The sequence below is a fragment of the Hymenobacter terrenus genome (genome assembly GCF_000972495.1).
Taxonomy (GTDB): domain Bacteria; phylum Bacteroidota; class Bacteroidia; order Cytophagales; family Hymenobacteraceae; genus Hymenobacter; species Hymenobacter terrenus.
Genome location: NZ_LATM01000035.1, coordinates 1 through 15,742, shown reverse-complemented (window position 1 = coordinate 15,742; position 15,742 = coordinate 1). Strand labels below are relative to the sequence as shown.

Annotated in this window: 15 protein-coding genes; 4 read left to right on the top strand and 11 right to left on the bottom strand. The window is 54.7% G+C overall.

The annotated features are described in order from the left end of the window. Positions 1 to 91: 91 nt before the first annotated feature. From WX88_RS23560 to WX88_RS23545, 4 genes are all read right to left on the bottom strand, one after another. Positions 92 to 2,185: a S8 family serine peptidase gene (locus tag WX88_RS23560; protein ID WP_052733038.1), complete on the bottom strand. Its 2,094-nt coding sequence runs from the start codon at positions 2,183 to 2,185 to the stop codon at positions 92 to 94. 687 nt (positions 2,186 to 2,872) lie between these two features. Next, the gene (locus tag WX88_RS23555) at positions 2,873 to 5,029 is read right to left on the bottom strand and encodes a S8 family serine peptidase (protein ID WP_052733037.1); all 2,157 of its coding nucleotides are present in this window, start codon (positions 5,027 to 5,029) and stop codon (positions 2,873 to 2,875) included. A gap of 597 nt (positions 5,030 to 5,626) precedes the next feature. Continuing rightward, a complete protein-coding gene (locus WX88_RS23550) occupies positions 5,627 to 5,845 on the bottom strand; it encodes a CsbD family protein (protein WP_046246886.1) in 219 nt (72 codons plus the stop codon). Positions 5,846 to 6,118: 273 nt separating this feature from the next. Continuing rightward, entirely contained in the window at positions 6,119 to 6,364 is a 246-nt protein-coding gene (locus WX88_RS23545; RefSeq protein ID WP_046246885.1) for a hypothetical protein, read from the bottom strand. Between the two features lie 235 nt (positions 6,365 to 6,599). On the opposite strand from WX88_RS23545, the gene WX88_RS23540 reads away from it, so the two are divergent. Continuing rightward, positions 6,600 to 8,165 (top strand): hypothetical protein, encoded by a 1,566-nt coding sequence (locus tag WX88_RS23540; RefSeq protein ID WP_046246884.1) that lies wholly within the window; start codon positions 6,600 to 6,602, stop codon positions 8,163 to 8,165. 69 nt (positions 8,166 to 8,234) lie between these two features. Here the strand turns inward: WX88_RS23540 and WX88_RS23535 are convergent, their stop codons facing one another. Beyond that, complete coding sequence (locus WX88_RS23535; RefSeq protein WP_046246883.1) at positions 8,235 to 8,663, bottom strand: hypothetical protein; 429 nt, start codon at positions 8,661 to 8,663, stop codon at positions 8,235 to 8,237. A gap of 133 nt (positions 8,664 to 8,796) precedes the next feature. On the opposite strand from WX88_RS23535, the gene WX88_RS23530 reads away from it, so the two are divergent. From WX88_RS23530 to WX88_RS23520, 3 genes are all read left to right on the top strand, one after another. Next, positions 8,797 to 9,198 carry a hypothetical protein gene (locus tag WX88_RS23530; RefSeq protein ID WP_046246882.1) on the top strand — a complete coding sequence of 134 codons (402 nt, stop codon included), beginning with the start codon at positions 8,797 to 8,799 and terminating at the stop codon, positions 9,196 to 9,198. Between the two features lie 113 nt (positions 9,199 to 9,311). Next, on the top strand, positions 9,312 to 10,328 hold the full coding sequence (locus WX88_RS23525) for a hypothetical protein (protein ID WP_052733036.1): 1,017 nt from the start codon (positions 9,312 to 9,314) through the stop codon (positions 10,326 to 10,328). 94 nt (positions 10,329 to 10,422) lie between these two features. Next, positions 10,423 to 11,457, top strand: coding sequence for a DUF3089 domain-containing protein (locus WX88_RS23520; protein ID WP_046246881.1), 1,035 nt, complete (start codon positions 10,423 to 10,425; stop codon positions 11,455 to 11,457). Between the two features lie 204 nt (positions 11,458 to 11,661). On the opposite strand, the gene WX88_RS23515 is transcribed toward WX88_RS23520, so the two are convergent. From WX88_RS23515 to WX88_RS23490, 6 genes are all read right to left on the bottom strand, one after another. Further along, positions 11,662 to 11,922 carry a hypothetical protein gene (locus tag WX88_RS23515; protein WP_156176386.1) on the bottom strand — a complete coding sequence of 87 codons (261 nt, stop codon included), beginning with the start codon at positions 11,920 to 11,922 and terminating at the stop codon, positions 11,662 to 11,664. 126 nt (positions 11,923 to 12,048) lie between these two features. After that, positions 12,049 to 12,885, bottom strand: a complete 837-nt coding sequence (gene tsf / locus WX88_RS23510; RefSeq protein WP_046246879.1) for a translation elongation factor Ts — start codon at positions 12,883 to 12,885, stop codon at positions 12,049 to 12,051. A gap of 152 nt (positions 12,886 to 13,037) precedes the next feature. Then, positions 13,038 to 13,805: a 30S ribosomal protein S2 gene (gene rpsB, locus WX88_RS23505; protein ID WP_046246878.1), complete on the bottom strand. Its 768-nt coding sequence runs from the start codon at positions 13,803 to 13,805 to the stop codon at positions 13,038 to 13,040. 18 nt (positions 13,806 to 13,823) lie between these two features. Then, on the bottom strand, positions 13,824 to 14,210 hold the full coding sequence (gene rpsI / locus WX88_RS23500) for a 30S ribosomal protein S9 (RefSeq protein WP_046246877.1): 387 nt from the start codon (positions 14,208 to 14,210) through the stop codon (positions 13,824 to 13,826). Between the two features lie 36 nt (positions 14,211 to 14,246). Then, positions 14,247 to 14,699 carry a 50S ribosomal protein L13 gene (gene rplM / locus WX88_RS23495; protein ID WP_046246876.1) on the bottom strand — a complete coding sequence of 151 codons (453 nt, stop codon included), beginning with the start codon at positions 14,697 to 14,699 and terminating at the stop codon, positions 14,247 to 14,249. Between the two features lie 162 nt (positions 14,700 to 14,861). Continuing rightward, positions 14,862 to 15,575, bottom strand: coding sequence for an RluA family pseudouridine synthase (locus WX88_RS23490; RefSeq protein ID WP_046246875.1), 714 nt, complete (start codon positions 15,573 to 15,575; stop codon positions 14,862 to 14,864). Positions 15,576 to 15,742: the final 167 nt, after the last annotated feature.

Genomic DNA, 15,742 nt, shown 5'->3' with positions numbered 1-15,742 from the left:
TTGTCAACCAGGGATAAAAAAATAAAATCCCGCCGCACGGCCTTAGCGTGCGGCGGGATATAAATGCTTGTCCTAAGCGTTGGGCAGCGAATTAGGGTCGGAGCAAGCGCGTGTTTTCGGCGGGGTGGTCGGCCAAACGGAGGATGTAGCTGCCGGCGCCGGGCAGGTTGGGCGTGAGCTGGAGCACGTTCTCGCCGGCGTGCACGTGCACGGGCTGGCGTTGCAGCAGTTTGCCCCAAGTATTGTAAATCTCAACTTCCGTGTCCGCTTCCGTATCACGGGTGAAGGTGAGTTTAAACTGGGTTTCGGCCGGATTAGGTGCCACATTTAAATTATTAGCGAGACGAGTCGTTTGGATGCCTCCCGTCACGGCCGCTACAGCCTTATCGGCTTGCAGGAAGCCATAGCCCGTGCGGAAATCGAAGCCAGTGTCGAAGGTCGACGTCGCCGGGTTGTCCATATCGATAGCTGAGCCGATGATGGCCGTTTTAATGGCTGCGGGCGTCTGTACCGGACTGGCGTTGAGCATGAGGGCAACAACTCCAGCTACGTGCGGCGCGGCGGCCGAAGTACCGGAAAAGTTCGGTTGCGTATCGGTGTCTTGGGTAATGTCCGAGCTAAAGAACGAGTTATTGCCGCCGTCTGGGCCTACAATTTCGGGCTTTTTGCGTACAGGCGCCGAAATGGCGTTGCCATTGATGTCGAACCGTACGTTGGTACCCCCAAGTGATGAAAAGATATTGATGAGCGGCACCCCCGCCGTTGTTTTATTGAAGAAGGACGAGGCGCCAACGGAGATAGAGTTCGCCGCGTTATCCTTGCCGTATACCGTTGAGCTTCTTGTCGCATACTCATCAATCCTGATTGTTCTAGGATCATTGAATATGATATACTTTATATTATTTGGGTTTGGATTTAGTGGCGCTCCAGGGTCGGGATTTGGCTTTTCAATAACCAAGTCTAATGATAGGTTAGCACTGGTTGTGTTCGTGTACGAAAGTCGCTCGTATGGATCACCGCCGATGTTGGGGGTAAATTCTTCGGCGACTACTTTCCCTTGCTTATCAAGGAGATAAATGTCAAGATCTGAAGTGGCAGCTTTGCTAGCATTACCGGTAATTGAATAAAATGGCTGGTCCCATTGAAGTATTATATTAATTCTTGTACCGGGAGCAATCGTGATAGATTGTTTGGTATCCACTATGTTGGGGTCGGGATTAAAGTCATGAGCCGGGCCGAATTTGAAGAACTGATTACTGTTGCTGAAGGACTTCTCGTACGATAGATCACCATAGTTGCCTGCGGCTCCTACATAGGTTACGCCGCCCGCTACGGCCTGATTGACGGCTTGCGTTGCAGGGCCATCTTGGAAGAAGGGGTCCCTGCTAAGGCCGATATCATCTACAATGACTTTGCAGCCAGCATTGACGAGTGATGATATTCCTTTTACGAAATCTGCCACGCTAGCAGCCGAGTGAAATGCTAGTTTGGCACCTGGTGCTACATCGTGTACAATTTCGGCCATGGCACGTCCTTCATCAGACTCGCCGGCAAGTCCCTCTTGGAATACCTCAACCGGAGAGAGGAAGCCCTCCGGATTCCCTACGCCCGGCAATTCCCCATCTTTAACCCCTTGGGCTGCGCCTTTCAGTACGTTATAGCTGTCGGAGATAATGCCCACTTTCACGCCGGCACCATTGACCTTGTACGTATTCCGCGCCTGCGCTGAGCGCTGGGCGTTATCGCCCTGAGACAGCACTTTACCAGCCTTTGTAAATGATTTGTACGTTGGGTTAACAAAACGGACTTCTGGCAAGGCATTCACTTGGCCCAGTTTGCCAATTGGGAGCCTGCCCGATACAACGGGACCCAGCACGGTTCCGTCTTTCAGACCGAGGGCTACCAGCTTGCTGAACGACTCCTGCGCCTGGCCTGGTTCGGCCGACGCCTCAATCGAGACGTACCCATCAGCTATCAACAGTTCAGAGTTGGGTGAGGCCACACCCAGCGCCTCCTTTTGGCCCACCTGAGCGGTCTTTTGCTTTTGCCAGAGTTGCTGAAGTTCCCGACCGAGCTTGCCAACGTGTGGTCTGGTAGGGGTAGATTGCGTCGGTAGCGACTGTGCCGACAGGGTGTGCAGGCTAAGTAAGCCGGCGACACTTTGCAGTATTAATTGCTTTTTCATGTAAAATGTGAAAGGGAAGTTTGGTTCAAAGCTGGTGTATGGAATAACTAAGTGAAAACGCATTTAAGGTGTATGCTCGGAGCTAGTTTTACCTGATAAGAGCGGGACTGTTGACCCACGTATTGAGCATGACATTGCGCGAAACCAGATGCTGTTTCAGTTCTGTCAAAAATCATTATTTGACTAAGCAAAGTTTGCATTCAACTGTCTGATAGCCATGTGACCAGACAATGGAGAGTGTCCAACGCCCCGAATAACTATTCAAACGACATAAGAACGATGACTAACAGTAATAAAATATGTATTACTTAATTATTAAGAAGTGTTGTATTTATAATGTATTAATAAAGTTTACTGAAATAATATTTTAAACTTTATCTCAAAGGTCAGTATTAAAGCCTTCAAAGCGACGCACTGATAGAATGTTGAGAGGTACTTACTGCTCGTGGAGCGCAGCATAGTTGGCATCAAGCGTGACCAGCAATATGCATCTAGGCATAGTCGATACCACCATTACTGCTCGATGAGCGGCGCGCCAGTTGCCAGTACCTCCGCATGTATGGCTAGCCAAGTGAGGCATTACGGGAATCGCAAGTGTTGTCAACCAGGGATAAAAAACAAAATCCCGCCGCACGGCCTTAGCGTGCGGCGGGATATAAATGCTTGTCCTAAGCGTTGGGCAGCGGATTAGGGTCGGAGCAAGCGCGTGTTTTCGGCGGGGCGGTCGGCCAAACGGAGGATGTAGCTGCCGGCGCCGGGCAGGTTGGGCGTGAGCTGGAGCACGTTCTCGCCGGCGTGCACGTGCACGGGCTGGCGTTGCAGCAGTTTGCCCCAGGTGTTGTAAATCTCAACTTCCGTGTCCGCTTCCGCATCACGGGTGAAAGTGAGTTGAAACTGGGTTTCGGCTGGGTTAGGCGCGATGTTAAGCTTAGTATTTTTGCTCGCCAGGGCAGAGGTGCGGGTTGTCTGGAATTGTTTTGCGGCCGCTATGGCCTTATCTGCTTGCACAAAGCCGTAGCCCGTGCGGAAGTCAAACCCGGTGTCGAAATTATTAGGCGTGGCTGGGTTGTCCATGTCCTGGGCCGAGAACAGCAGCGCGCCCAGGATGGCTTGTGGCGATAGGGGCGCCGTGGGAGTAGCGACAGCATTAATCATGAGCGCAACTACCCCAGCCAGGTGCGGCGTGGCGGCCGACGTACCAAAGAAATTCGGGAACGCATCGGTGTCCTCAGGGATATCGGAGTTAAAGAAGGAGGTGTTGACTCCATCCGGCGCCACGATTTCAGGCTTGTTGCGCACGACTGGCGAAATACGGTTGCCAGCGATGTCGAACAGTACACGGGCACCACCCAGCGATGAGAAGTTATTAATGAGGGGCACTCCCGCAGCCGTTTTATTGTAGAAAGCCGACGCACCTACCGTTATGGCTGAGGGGGCGTTCTGCTTGCCATACACGGTTGAGCTATTGGTGGCGTACTCGTCAATAGCCACTTCGCCGGGGCCGTTGAGGATGATATACTTCAGCAGGCTAGGGGCCGGATTTGGTACGGGCTGGTCGTTTTCGTCGACTAGTTCGGGCTTTTCAATGAGCAGGTTATAAGTCTGAACGGTCGTAGTAGGGTTCTGGAATTGGAGCACTTCAACGGGGTCGCCTCCAACGTTGAATTCATCGCTGCCCAGCAGGCGATTACCTTCGTTATCTACCAAGAAGATGTCTAAGTCCGAAGTAGCAGCTTTATTGACATTGCCAGTGACCGAGTAGAAGGGCTGGTCCCATTGCAAAGTAACAACGATGGATGCCCCAGGGGCTACCCGAATGGCTTGTCTGGTATCGACTACGTTGGGGTCGGGGTTGAAGTCGTGTACTGGTCCCAATACGGCGTCTTGCTCAGTGCCATTGAACGGCTTTTCGTATGAAAAACTGCCGAAGTTACCAGCCAGTATCGTGTACGTTACCCCGTTGAGAGCAGTAGCCTTGTTGATGGCTTGTGTGATTTGGCTGTCTTGGAAGAACGGGTCCCGGAAGAAGTAGATATCGTCTGTGATAACCTTGCAGCCGGCTTTCACCAGCGCCTCAATAGCTTTCACAAAATTTGCCGGTCCACCTTCAATTCCTTGATAAAAAGCTAGTTTAGCTCCCGGTGCTACGTCGTGCACAATTTCGGCCATTGCGCGTCCTTCGTCCTTTGGGGGGAAGTTGGGGTTGAAAGTAGGCTCCTTTAAGATCTCAACCGGGGACAGGAAGCCCGCCGGATTGCCCGGTCCGGGCAGTTCGCCGTTTCTCACGCCTTGAGGGGCGCCATTTAGCAAATTGTAGCTGTCGGAAATAACTCCCACTTTCACGCCACTACCATTGACTTTGTAGGTGCTGCGAGCCAGCGCTGAGCGCTGGGTATTATCTCCCTGCGAAGTTACTTTGCCGGCCCCCGAACCGGCGCGGTAAGCGGCCCGAACAAAATGCAGGCTCTTCAGCGCATTGAGCTGCACTAGATTGGCAACCGGAAACCAACCCGAAATGAGCGGTTCCAACACAATCCCTTCCTGCAAGCCAAGGGCAGTAAGGTCTTTCGATAAGCGCTGTATCTGGTCAGGCTCAGCTGCGGCTTCAATATAAACAAACCCATCCTTCGTCTGAGTCAGATTATTGACCGCCTTGACCTTAGAATTGCTTAGCTTAGCTGCTGGAGCGGTGCCTCGGTTTTGGGATTGTTGCTGCACTTGCAGCAACTCTTTGCCTACCTTACTACCCTGTGATTTGGCCACTGGTGCTGGCAACGTTTGCGCTGACAGAGCGTGCAGGCTGATTAAACCAGCTATGCTTTGAAGTATTACTTGTTTTTTCATGTGAAAAATATGTAAAGTTTGGTTCAGAAGCGTTTGGGTAGAAAAAGATTTCGAGTCGTCCAGATAAAGGCTTTGCTGAGAGGGTGCAACTCCTTAGCAGGCATGCCTTATAATGTCTTATGGGGTGTGAAGCGTGGTGTAAGAGGAAAGTCCTCACATCCAGATATGTGAAGTGCTTTTGACGAGCCAAAGGTCGACCTCCAACCCTTACCGCCCTAACATCAGGTCAAGGCGAAATGACCAACGGCACAAATCCTTATTCCAACAGCTCGATAATAGGGATAAGCAGCACTAAAATTGTGTTATGAGTGCTATAATTCAGTATACTATCTTAGCGACGTCTGACGAGGCAAGCGGCTAGAGCAACTTGAGGTGTGTTACTCGTCTTTGCCGCGTCAGCTTAGTGGCTGGCTCTTCAGCAGCTACTTAAAATAATAACGGAAGGCTAGCCTGCGCTATGCGGAGGTACGTATTGGGCCACTAACTCCGCAGCCCAAAGCCAAAAAAGCCCCTCCTGTTTCCAGAAGGGGCTTTGGTTGAAAAAGTAGCGGCGAGTGGATTAGGAAGGCGCCTTACTTCATCGGGGAAAGATTGGGATTAGAAGGTCCGGTTGAACCAGTTTTTGATGTCTTCAACGGCGTGGCCGGTTTTCTCTTGCAAGCGGCCATACCACTCGTCCTGTTTGCCGTCTTCGTAGTTGAGGTCGTCGTCGGTGAGGCTACCCCACTTCTGCTTGGCTTCGCCCTTGATCTGGTTCCAGTTGCCCCGAGCCTTCAACTCGGTTTGGTCATTGACGCTATTCTGGTTGATATCCATGATTGAAAGGATTAGAAGTGAAAGGACTGAAAATGTTGGGTGGGAGGGTTGCTATTTCTGAGCTTTCTACGCCCTCATCCCAGCCAAGGTTGAGCTAAATGCAAAAAGGCCGAAATTTTATTGAGCTTAACTGTAATGGTCGGTATACCTACTCAATTAGCCAGTGTACTCCGGCTGTCATTCTCGGCTCCAGTATGATTAATATTCTAACAGCAAAGGCCTCGCTACTACAGTAGCGAGGCCTTTGCTGTTATGAAGTAGCGAAACTTATTTCTACTTGGCGGGCACTTCTTCCACTACCTTGTCCGCCGGCTGGTTCTGCACCACGGCGGTGTCGCCGGGCTCGCGGGCGATATCAGCTTTGGCGCTATCTACGGCATTGCCCATGGCATCGCCGGCGTCAGAAGCAGCATTTTCGGTGGCAGTAGCGGCATCATCAGCCTTTTTCTCAGAGCAGGAAGTGGCTGTAAAAGCACCAAAGAAGGCTATTGCGAACAGCGTTTTTAGGGAAGTTTTCATGATTATGGAAGGAGGAAATGAATGAAAAGACAACTTTAATCAGCAGGCTCTTGAAAGGTAACCCGAAGTTTTTATAGCGCTGAGCTTACGTGAAGTGGCTTTAGTGACCACGTCAGATGCCTTTGCAGATGGTACGTCTCTGGTTGCTCAGGCGCCAGTTCGCTTGAGCAGTGCCAGGCAATAGTGGCTGAATTTGCACGTGATTGATGAAGGCTTCACGCCGTAATTTGCTGTCATGGACGACCTGCGCACGACGCTTTTAACCCTAGGCTCTGACGAGCGGCGCGACTTCGGCGTATTTATTCAGCGCCAGCGCCGCAAAGCTGCCGGGCGGCAAGACTCCCGCCTCTACGCGCTGCTGGTGCAGCCGAAGGCGCTAACGGCCCCGCAACTCATTGCTAAGCTCTACCCGGACGAGCCTAATGCCGTGGCCTACTACGCGCTCCGCAAACGCCTCATGCGCCACCTCACCGACTACCTGCTGCTGCGTCAGCGCCAGCTCGACACTACAGCCGCCGCCTCGGTGCGTGGCCAGCTTACCTTGGCTCACTATCTATTCGAAGCCGGTATTCCGCGTCTGGCCTGGAGCACGTTGCGCAAAGCCGAGAAGCTCGGCCGCGAAAGCGAGCAGTACGAGCAGCTGAACGCCGTGTATAACCTCCAGATTCAATACGCCGACTCGCCCCACGCCACGCCGCTGGCCGAAATTCTACCTCGTTACCGGCTCAACAAAAAAGCTGCCGATGAAGAGGAGCGGGCCAACATTGCCGACAGCCTGCTGCGCTTACGCCTGCGCGAAGCCCGCGTGCGCGGCCGGGCCGCCGTACCCGTCGATTCTATTTTGCAAGTCATTTTGGCCGAATATGATTTGCAGGAGGCCTTTGCCCGCTCGCCCTCGCTGCTGAGCCGGCTCATGTCGATTACCCGGAACGCCATGCTCGTGCGCCGCGACTTTGCCTCGTTCGCGCCCTTCATTGAGCGGTGCTACAGCTTGATGGAGCGCCGCCACGGCTTCGCACCAGCCCAGCGCGGCCATCAGCTCAAACTGCTCTACATGCTGGCCCACGCCCTCTACCGCTCGCGCCGCTTTGCCGAGTCGGTGGCGTACCTGGAGAAAGGCCAGGCCTTGGCGGCGGGCGCCGTCCGGCAGTTTCGGGAGCTGGGAACGCGGTTTACGTTTTTGCTGGCGGCCAATTATGCCTTCCTGCACCGCAACGCCGAAAGCATTGTCTTGCTCGAAAGCTTGCTGCGCCCCTCCAAGCCCCTCGCTCCCGAAGAAGACCTCACGATTCGCTTCCAGCTCACGTTTCACTATTTCGCCGAGGGCAAATTTGCCAAAGCCAACCAAACCCTGCTCAGCATTGCCCGCACCGACCACTGGCTGGAGCAGCACTTGGGCCTGGAGTGGCTCCTAAACCGCAACATTGGCGAGGCACTCATCCAAGTCGAGCTAGGCAACCACGACCTAGCCCTGAGTCGTGTGCGGGCCATTGAGCGCACCTTGCGCGAGCAGTTTCCGGCTGTGCCCGCCACCCTTGCTGATGCGCCAGAACCCGCCGAAGCCGTGCCGGTCGGTGGCCCCTACCATGCGGTATTGGTGTTTTTGGGGCTGGTGCGTGAGTTGATTGAAGACCCCGCCACTGAGCGGCGTCCCGATTTTATTAGCCGCGTAACCAGCATGCCCGCTTTTCTGGCTCAGGAGCGCGAGGACTTACAGGTGCTTAGCTTCTACGCCTGGCTGCGGGCCCGCACGCTGGGCCGCTCGTACTACGCAGTGCTGTTGGAGTTGGCTCATGCCTGATGCATAACGCAAAAAGGCCCATGTGCGCTTGCATACGGGCCTTTTTGTTGGAGGATTAAGACGCGAGAACTACTCCTTGGCGGCCTCCTTTACGTTCTCCTTGGTTTGCGCTGCCGATTTGGAAGCGGCGTTGCCCATGGCGTCCATTTTCTTTTCGGCGGCATCGAGCTTAGCATCCATCTTCGCATCGGCAGCATCCATTTTCGCGTCGAGCTTGTCGCCGGCGGTTTTCAGTTTCGCATCCAGCTTATCGGCCGCGGCGTCTAGTTTAGCGCCGGCCTTCTGCAAGCCCGATTTGGTTTTGGCGGCGGCCTCGTCGATGGCCGCCCCGGTTTTGGCGCCGGCTTCAGCCGCTGAGGACGGCCCCTCAATTGTGGTGCTGTCAGTCACAACAGTGGTTTGGCCATCGGTGGTTTCAGTGGTTTTGGTAGTTTGTTCGCAAGCGGTAGCGGTGAGTGCCAAGATTGCTACAAATAGGGCTTTAAGCGAAATTTCCATGAGAAAATCGAGTTGAGTTGAAGAATATCGTTTAATCAAAAGTTGTCTGAAAGGTAACCCACTTACGCGCTGGCTAACTTTTTGGCTTAAGCGCTAGTATAGCCCTCACGAAACTCTCTTACATCGCATTCCCATGGATTCCACCAGCAACACTCCGCAAACGCCTGCCACTCCCGAAGTGCCCATGGCCGTGAGCGACCAGCAAAACTCGGCTCTTCTCGACGACACCATAACCTTCCTCACCGCCAGCACTCCCGCCAATGCCGGCGAGCAGGGCCGAATTGAAATCGACCGTTGGGAAGCCGTATTGGCTGCGTCAGACCGCCCTGGCCTGGCCAAAATCAAACAAGAACTGGCTCAGCTCAATACCTTGTTGGCCGACGCCAAAACGCCCGCCCACGACATTGCCGAAATCCTGGCGACGCTTGGCGCCGAAACCGCCAAAGTTGCCGACGAAGCTGCTGGTGAATATCAGGTTCCCCTCAGCAACCTGAGTAAGCTGCTCATCAAGGCTGGCTCGTCGCTCTCGCGCTAGCCTCGCTTGCTAACCGCCGTAGCGCGAACTTTGTAGTTCCGCGTCGCCCCGCTGGGAGGATTTCTCCCCCAGTAGGACGGCGTGAACCGCAAAGTTCGCGCTATTACGTTTCTATGCCTCAGCTCACACCCGCCGACCTCATTCCCTACGACCCCTTCGATGGAATGCGTTTCGGCCCTAATATTTGCTTTCTCAGTGGCCAGCCCGTTGGCCCCGACGATACTATTCCGGTCTTTGCCGAGTGGCTACAGGCCCGCTACAGCCTAGCCGACCGGCCCATTCAGCTGCTCGACCAGCGTACCGTTCTCCTGCGCGATTTGCGTCTGCCCGCCAGCCCGGCCGCCCGCCAGCGCGTCGAGGAGCTGGAACGCCTGATTGAGACAGCTGCCGCGCAAGGTCCCGCCGCCCTCCGTGCCTTGGGCGACGACACGCTATTTCTGTGGCTGGGCAAAATGTTCTACGGCGTTTTCATCACCGAGCTGCTGAACGAGTTCGAGCCGCTGATAAAGCCCAAATACCCGCTGGCCGAAAACGCGGCTCTAGTGCGGCGCTTCCAGGCGTTTTTTCAGTTGCTGCAAGGCCTGCGCGTGCCCACTGAATACGCCGATTTCGTGCCCGGCTCCGTCTTCGTCCTCGAAGCCGACCCCACCCAAGACATTATTCCTTTTGAATACGATGACGACCTAAATACCCTGGTTTTCAGTATCAAACTTGATAAAACCGTCTTAGTAGCCTGTTTGGTCGATATTGGATTGATTGGCCGGGCCATGCGCCGCGTGTACGCCGATGCCCAGCGGCCCCTGCACCCCGTGCAAATAGCCGAGTTTAAGGCCCGCGTGTACTACGGTGCTCATCTGCTCCACGTCGTGCCCGACATTTACCCCCGCCCCCCGCGCCCCGGCGATACCCAGCTGGTATTCGACGCGCTGCTCGACGACGTTACCAGCGCCATTTTCAACCCCTGGGAAAATGGCGCTTATGCCCAAACCCTGGCCGAAATGTGGCAGCGCTGGGGCATTACTCTCGCCGACGTAGTCCAAAAACCCGCTGAACCTCTGAGCCTCTTATACGACGAAGCCGGCCACCCTCGGGAACTGAAACAGTGGCCACCCGTCCCAGATGAGGCCTGAGCAGCGGCGCTAGCATTACAGCATGAGTAATTCTAATCAAAGCCGTAGGGCTTCCCCTCCTTTCAGGGGAGCAAGCCAGCGTCGAGGGTGCCTTGTGAGCTTTGTCGTTTGGGCCGTATTGAGCCTGCTGCCCCTTACATCCTGCCTTACTCTCATCAAGCCGAGCCACGATTTTACGGCTTACCATCCGGCTCCCGGTCCCGACTATGCGCAGGATAGTTGTTGGGCGGGCCTGCCCACCCGCCGCGATTCTGCCGACGCCGTGCCCAAAAACTCCGGCCTGCGCGACGAGCAAGCCACCGCCGCCGCCGATGTATTCTTCGTTCACCCCACCACCTACTATTGGTACAAGGCTTGGAATGCCGACGTCAGCAGGCCCCGGCTCAACCGCTACACCGACCGTAGCGCTATCCGCCACCAGGCCACGGCCTTCAACGCGGCCGGGCGCATCTACGCCCCCCGCTACCGCCAGGCCACGCTCTATTCCTTCTTCGATGAGCAGACCACCAACGGCCAGGCCGCCCTCGACCTTGCTTATATCGACGTAAAAGCAGCCTTCCAGTACTACCTCGCGCACTACAATCAGGGCCGCCCCCTCATCATTGCCGGCCACAGCCAGGGCACTGCCCACGCCACCCGCCTGCTTCACGACTTCTTCGACCACGACCCCAAGTTACGCCGTCAGCTCGTGGCCGCCTACCTCATTGGCTACAAAGTGAAGCCCGACGAGTACCAAACCATTCGCCCCTGCGCCGATTCCCTCGCCACCGGCTGCTTCATCGCCTATAATTCCGTCGCCACCGCCAACGATTATCCACCCTTCCATTCCTTCGCCGTTACCAATCCCCTCACCTGGCAACTCGACACCCTGCTAGCCCCCGCCACCCTCAACCGCGGCGGCGTCAACCAGGACTTCAAACGCATCGACCCACACGTCACCAGCGCCCAAATCCACCACGGCCTGCTCTGGATAACCCCACCCAAGCCCGGTGGCTACCCCCGCTTCCTGCTCCCTGGCCGCCCCGAGCTGCGCCACTCCTTCCATATCGCCGATTACGGCCTGTTCTACATGAACATCCGCCAAAACGCCAAAGCGCGGGTGAGGGCCTGGCAAAAGAGTAGCCAATAAAGCGGTGTAGGAATTTGCTTTTCGGGTAAGTCAGCTTTCTCCAGGTGTAGACTTTTTTCAGAAAAAGAGAAATTTGTCTACACCTTTGTAGACGAATTTCTCTTTTTCTGAAAAAAGTCTACACGTTTCTCTCGCCTCGCTGTAGCCGTATAAATGTGCGCGAGAACGCCAGGGCCTGTTTGGGGTATGGCAAAGGCGAAAAGGTCAGTGAGGTGGTTCCGATAAAGCGAATTCAAAAGCCTTCTTGAAATGCAATACGCTCAATTGCGGAATAGCTTGACTGAAATGCTCTATTCTAAGCCAAAATTCTGCCTCATCGAATCCAATGAAGTCTTCAGCTGCCGTTAAAGCGAAATTATGAAGTAAATAGGCTACCGCACCTGAGTAATTGACCATGTTACGACACTGTTGGTCAGTCAAATGAGCGGAGCTGTCTGGTGTAGGGGTTGTGCGAATATCAAGCAAGAATTGATAAAGCAAGTAACGGTACGCCCTCTTCCTGTGCGGTTCCATTTGCGGGTTATTAGAGTTAAAGAAAAAGCCCCGCTAGCATTACGCCAGCGGGGCTTTCAATTCAGCTACAAGCCGCAATTAAGCGCCGATAGCCACACGCTTGAAGTCCGTAACCGTCATGCCTTTCGACTTGCTGTCGAGCAGTTGGGCGATGGTCACCGAGTTATCCTTCACGAACTCCTGGTTCAGCAGGGTCTGCTCTTTGTAGAACTTGTTCAGCTTGCCTTGAGCGATTTTCTCCAGCATAGCTTCGGGCTTGCCTTCGGCACGCGCCTGCTCTTTGCCGATTTCAATTTCGCGCTCCACCGTAGCCGAATCCACCCCGTCTTTGTCGACGGCAACGGGCTTCATGGCTACAATTTGCATGGCTACGTCGCGGCCCACGGCAGCAGCGTCAGCCGAGCCTACGTTCTTCAGGCCCACGAGTACGCCTTTCTTGCTATCGGAGTGGATGTACGAAGCTACTTTCTCAGCATTCAGGGTCACGTAGGTCAAGTCCAGCTTCTCGCCAATTTTGCCGGTCAGGTCGGTGATGTGCTCCTGAATGGTCAGACCGTCATCTTCTTTCACGGACAACAGGTCTTCTTTGGTAGCGGCGTTGGTGCGCACAGCAGCATCCAAGATGCGCTGCACCAGCTCACGGAAGTTAGCCACTTTAGCCACCGACTCAGTCTCGCAGGCCAGGGCCACCAGTTTGCCGTTGGTACCATCTTCGCTCACGGCCACGGCCACAAAGCCTTCCGACGTTTCGTTTTCGGCACGCTTGTCAGCGATTTTCTGACCAGCCTTGCGCAAGATGTCGCGCGCAGCTTCGAAGTCGCCATCGGCTTCAGTCAGGGCTTTTTTACAATCCATCATGCCGGCACCGGTCATGGTGCGGAGCTTGTTTACGTCTGCGGCGGTAATAGCGGCCATTGGAAGTAGCGCGGACTTTTAGTCCGCGAATTAAGTGAATGGTTGTTTTTTAGGAAGGGTCGTGGACTAAAAGTCCGCGCTACAAATAAAAAAGGGAACCTCCGGAGCCTAGCTACTCGAAGGTTCCCTTTTTTCAAAGAGCTAAGAAGGGACTATTCTTCGTCAGCAGCCGTTTTCTCCGCGATGGCAGCCTCGTCGGCTTCCTTGCGCTCGGCGTCTTCTTTATCAACTTTGCGCTCCGATAAGCCGTCTTCGATGGCCTTGCCAATCACGCCCACGATGAGCTGAATCGACTTTGAGGCGTCGTCGTTGGCAGGAATCGGGAACTGTACCAATTCGGGGTTCGAGTTCGTGTCGCAGATAGCAAACACCGGAATGCCCAATTTCTGAGCTTCTTTCACGGCAATGTGCTCGCGCTTCACGTCTACTACGAACAGGGCAGCGGGCAGACGGCCGAGGTCGGCGATACCACCCAATACACGGTCCAGCTTGGCGCGCTCACGCGACATCATCAGCTTCTCGCGCTTAGCGAGAGCGGCGTAGGCCGTGTTCTCTTTCACCATCTTGTCGATGGTGGCCATCTTCTTCAGGCTCTTGCGAACCGTGGCGAAGTTGGTGAGCATGCCGCCCAACCACCGGTCGGTCACGAAAGGCATTTTCAACCGTTCGGCTTCCGTCGTCACGATTTCCTGCGCCTGCTTTTTCGTGGCGACGAACATGATTTTGCGGCCGCTCTTCGCGATGTTGCGAATGGCAGTGGCCGCATAATCCAACGAAACCAGCGTTTTGTTGAGGTCAATGATGTGAATGCCGTTCTTCTCCATGAAGATGTACGGCGCCATTTTGGGGTCCCACTTGCGGGTGAGGTGACCAAAGTGGGCACCTGCGTCGAGCAGGTCCTTATAGGTTGTCTGGGCCATGATGTGTTTCCTCCTGGTTTAGCGTTTCGAGAACTGGAACGAGCGGCGGGCCTTGCGCTTGCCGAATTTTTTGCGTTCCACCATGCGCGGGTCGCGGGTGAGGAAACCTTCCTTCTTCAAAGCCGGACGGGTTTCCTCGTTGTCGCTCACGAGCGCCTTGGTGATAGCCAAACGGATGGCCTCGGCCTGAGCCGAAATGCCGCCGCCGCGCACGTTCACTTTGATGTCGTACTGGCCGACTTGCTCGAGGATTGCCAGGGGTTGGTTCACGACGTTCTCCAGCAACTCGTTGCTGAAATACGACTTCATGTCCCGGTCGTTGATAGTGATATTCCCTTGCCCGGCCTGCATGTAGATGCGGGCCACCGAGGTTTTTCTTCTACCAGAGGTGTTGGTAATTGCCATTTAGTGGAAAAATTAAAGAAAGCAAGCCGTTGTGGCTTACAGGTTTTTCAGTTCGATGGCCACGGGCTGCTGCGCCTCGTGGGGGTGCTCGGTGCCGGCGTACACGTACAGGTTGCGGTACTGCGCCGAACCCAGCTTGTTGTCTTGCAGCATGCCTTTTACGGCGTGCTCGATTACGCGGCGCGAATCGCGGTTCATCTGCTCGCGCACCGTGCGACGCTTCTGGCCGCCGGGGTAGCCCGAGTGCGTGATGTAGACCTTCTCGGTCATTTTCTTGCCCGTTACGCGCAGCTTGTCGGCATTGAGAACGATGACGTTGTCGCCGCAGTCCGAGTTGGGGGTAAACGAAGGCTTGTGCTTGCCACGCAGAATGTTAGCGATTTGGCTGGCAACGCGGCCCAACGGGGCCACGCTGGCGTCTACGATAACCCAGCTCTTCTGGGCGTTGGCCTTATTGACGTGGGTCGTCTTGAAGCTCAGGTGGTCCATGAGTCGAAAAAAAGGTATGCTAAACTATTGAATAAGAGTTCGAAGTCGGATACGCTTCGGGAAAAACGGACACAAAGGTACTGATTTATGGAGAAATAGCCAAACGGAGGGCAGTAATAATTTCCTGCAAAGCCGATTACCCAGCCGCCAGAAGAAATAAAACTACTGGTTCTGCCGCAGTGCCTCAATCAATACCCGGAAGTCCTTCGGATAGGGCGCTTCTACAGAAATCTCCTCGCCATTCAAGCCCAAAAATCGCAGATGCAAGGCGTGCAGAGCAAAGCGCTTGATGAACGGCTGCTCTTCCTCGCCTTCCTTCATGTTGAACTTCTTCTTGAGCGAAGAGAGATAAAAATCTTCGCCGCCGTAGTCCTTGTCACCAATAATAGGGGCTTGCAAATACATAAGATGCAGGCGAATCTGGTGCATACGGCCGGTGATGGGCTCGCATAATATCAAGGAGTGACGGGTGAAGTTTTCGAGGGTGGTGAAATAGGTTTCGGCGGGCTTGCCTTTGTAAGCTAAGCGGGCCTTGCCACGGCTGGTAGTTTCGATGCTACGTTCTACCAGCTGGTGGTCGAAATGCGGGGTACCCCACACGGCAGCGTGGTACTGCTTCTTCACCTCGCGGTTCTCAAATTGCATCGCGAGATGGCGGTAGGCGGCAGGGTTCTTTGCGAAAGCCAGCGCGCCGCTGGTTTCACGGTCGAGACGGTGAGCAGCCTGGATGTCGTCGTGGTGCTGACGAGCTATGCGCAGCATGTTGGGTGCGCCGCCCACCCGCTCATCCAACGTGGCCAGAAAGGGCGGTTTGTTGACGACGAGGTAATCGTCGTTCTCGAAAATAACGAGGTCGGAAAAGTTGGGAAGCTTCATATTTGTGCCCCAAAGGTAGCCGTTCGGTAACTGGCTGATACGGAAAAGTCCAGACCGGCCGTCCATCATGCAGCGTGGAGCATCGTGGATGGCCGGTCTGGACAACCATTAATTACTGTTTCCCTAGAGCAAATTTCAGGTTAGTGTACGTGGTAGCCACAATGGTC

Excerpts from the sequence above, each read along its gene's own strand:
- WX88_RS23555 (WP_052733037.1), bottom strand. The coding sequence starts at position 5,029 with ATGAAAAAACAAGTAATACTTCAAAGCATAGCTGGTTTAATCAGCCTG.
- rpsI (WP_046246877.1), bottom strand. The coding sequence starts at position 14,210 with ATGGCAATTACCAACACCTCTGGTAGAAGAAAAACCTCGGTGGCCCGC.
- WX88_RS23535 (WP_046246883.1), bottom strand. The coding sequence starts at position 8,663 with ATGGAAATTTCGCTTAAAGCCCTATTTGTAGCAATCTTGGCACTCACC.
- WX88_RS23490 (WP_046246875.1), bottom strand. The coding sequence starts at position 15,575 with ATGAAGCTTCCCAACTTTTCCGACCTCGTTATTTTCGAGAACGACGAT.
- WX88_RS23530 (WP_046246882.1), top strand. The coding sequence starts at position 8,797 with ATGGATTCCACCAGCAACACTCCGCAAACGCCTGCCACTCCCGAAGTG.
- WX88_RS23550 (WP_046246886.1), bottom strand. The coding sequence starts at position 5,845 with ATGGATATCAACCAGAATAGCGTCAATGACCAAACCGAGTTGAAGGCT.
- tsf (WP_046246879.1), bottom strand. The coding sequence starts at position 12,885 with ATGGCCGCTATTACCGCCGCAGACGTAAACAAGCTCCGCACCATGACC.
- WX88_RS23540 (WP_046246884.1), top strand. The coding sequence starts at position 6,600 with ATGGACGACCTGCGCACGACGCTTTTAACCCTAGGCTCTGACGAGCGG.
- WX88_RS23545 (WP_046246885.1), bottom strand. The coding sequence starts at position 6,364 with ATGAAAACTTCCCTAAAAACGCTGTTCGCAATAGCCTTCTTTGGTGCT.
- rpsB (WP_046246878.1), bottom strand. The coding sequence starts at position 13,805 with ATGGCCCAGACAACCTATAAGGACCTGCTCGACGCAGGTGCCCACTTT.
- WX88_RS23560 (WP_052733038.1), bottom strand. The coding sequence starts at position 2,185 with ATGAAAAAGCAATTAATACTGCAAAGTGTCGCCGGCTTACTTAGCCTG.
- WX88_RS23525 (WP_052733036.1), top strand. The coding sequence starts at position 9,312 with ATGCCTCAGCTCACACCCGCCGACCTCATTCCCTACGACCCCTTCGAT.
- rplM (WP_046246876.1), bottom strand. The coding sequence starts at position 14,699 with ATGGACCACCTGAGCTTCAAGACGACCCACGTCAATAAGGCCAACGCC.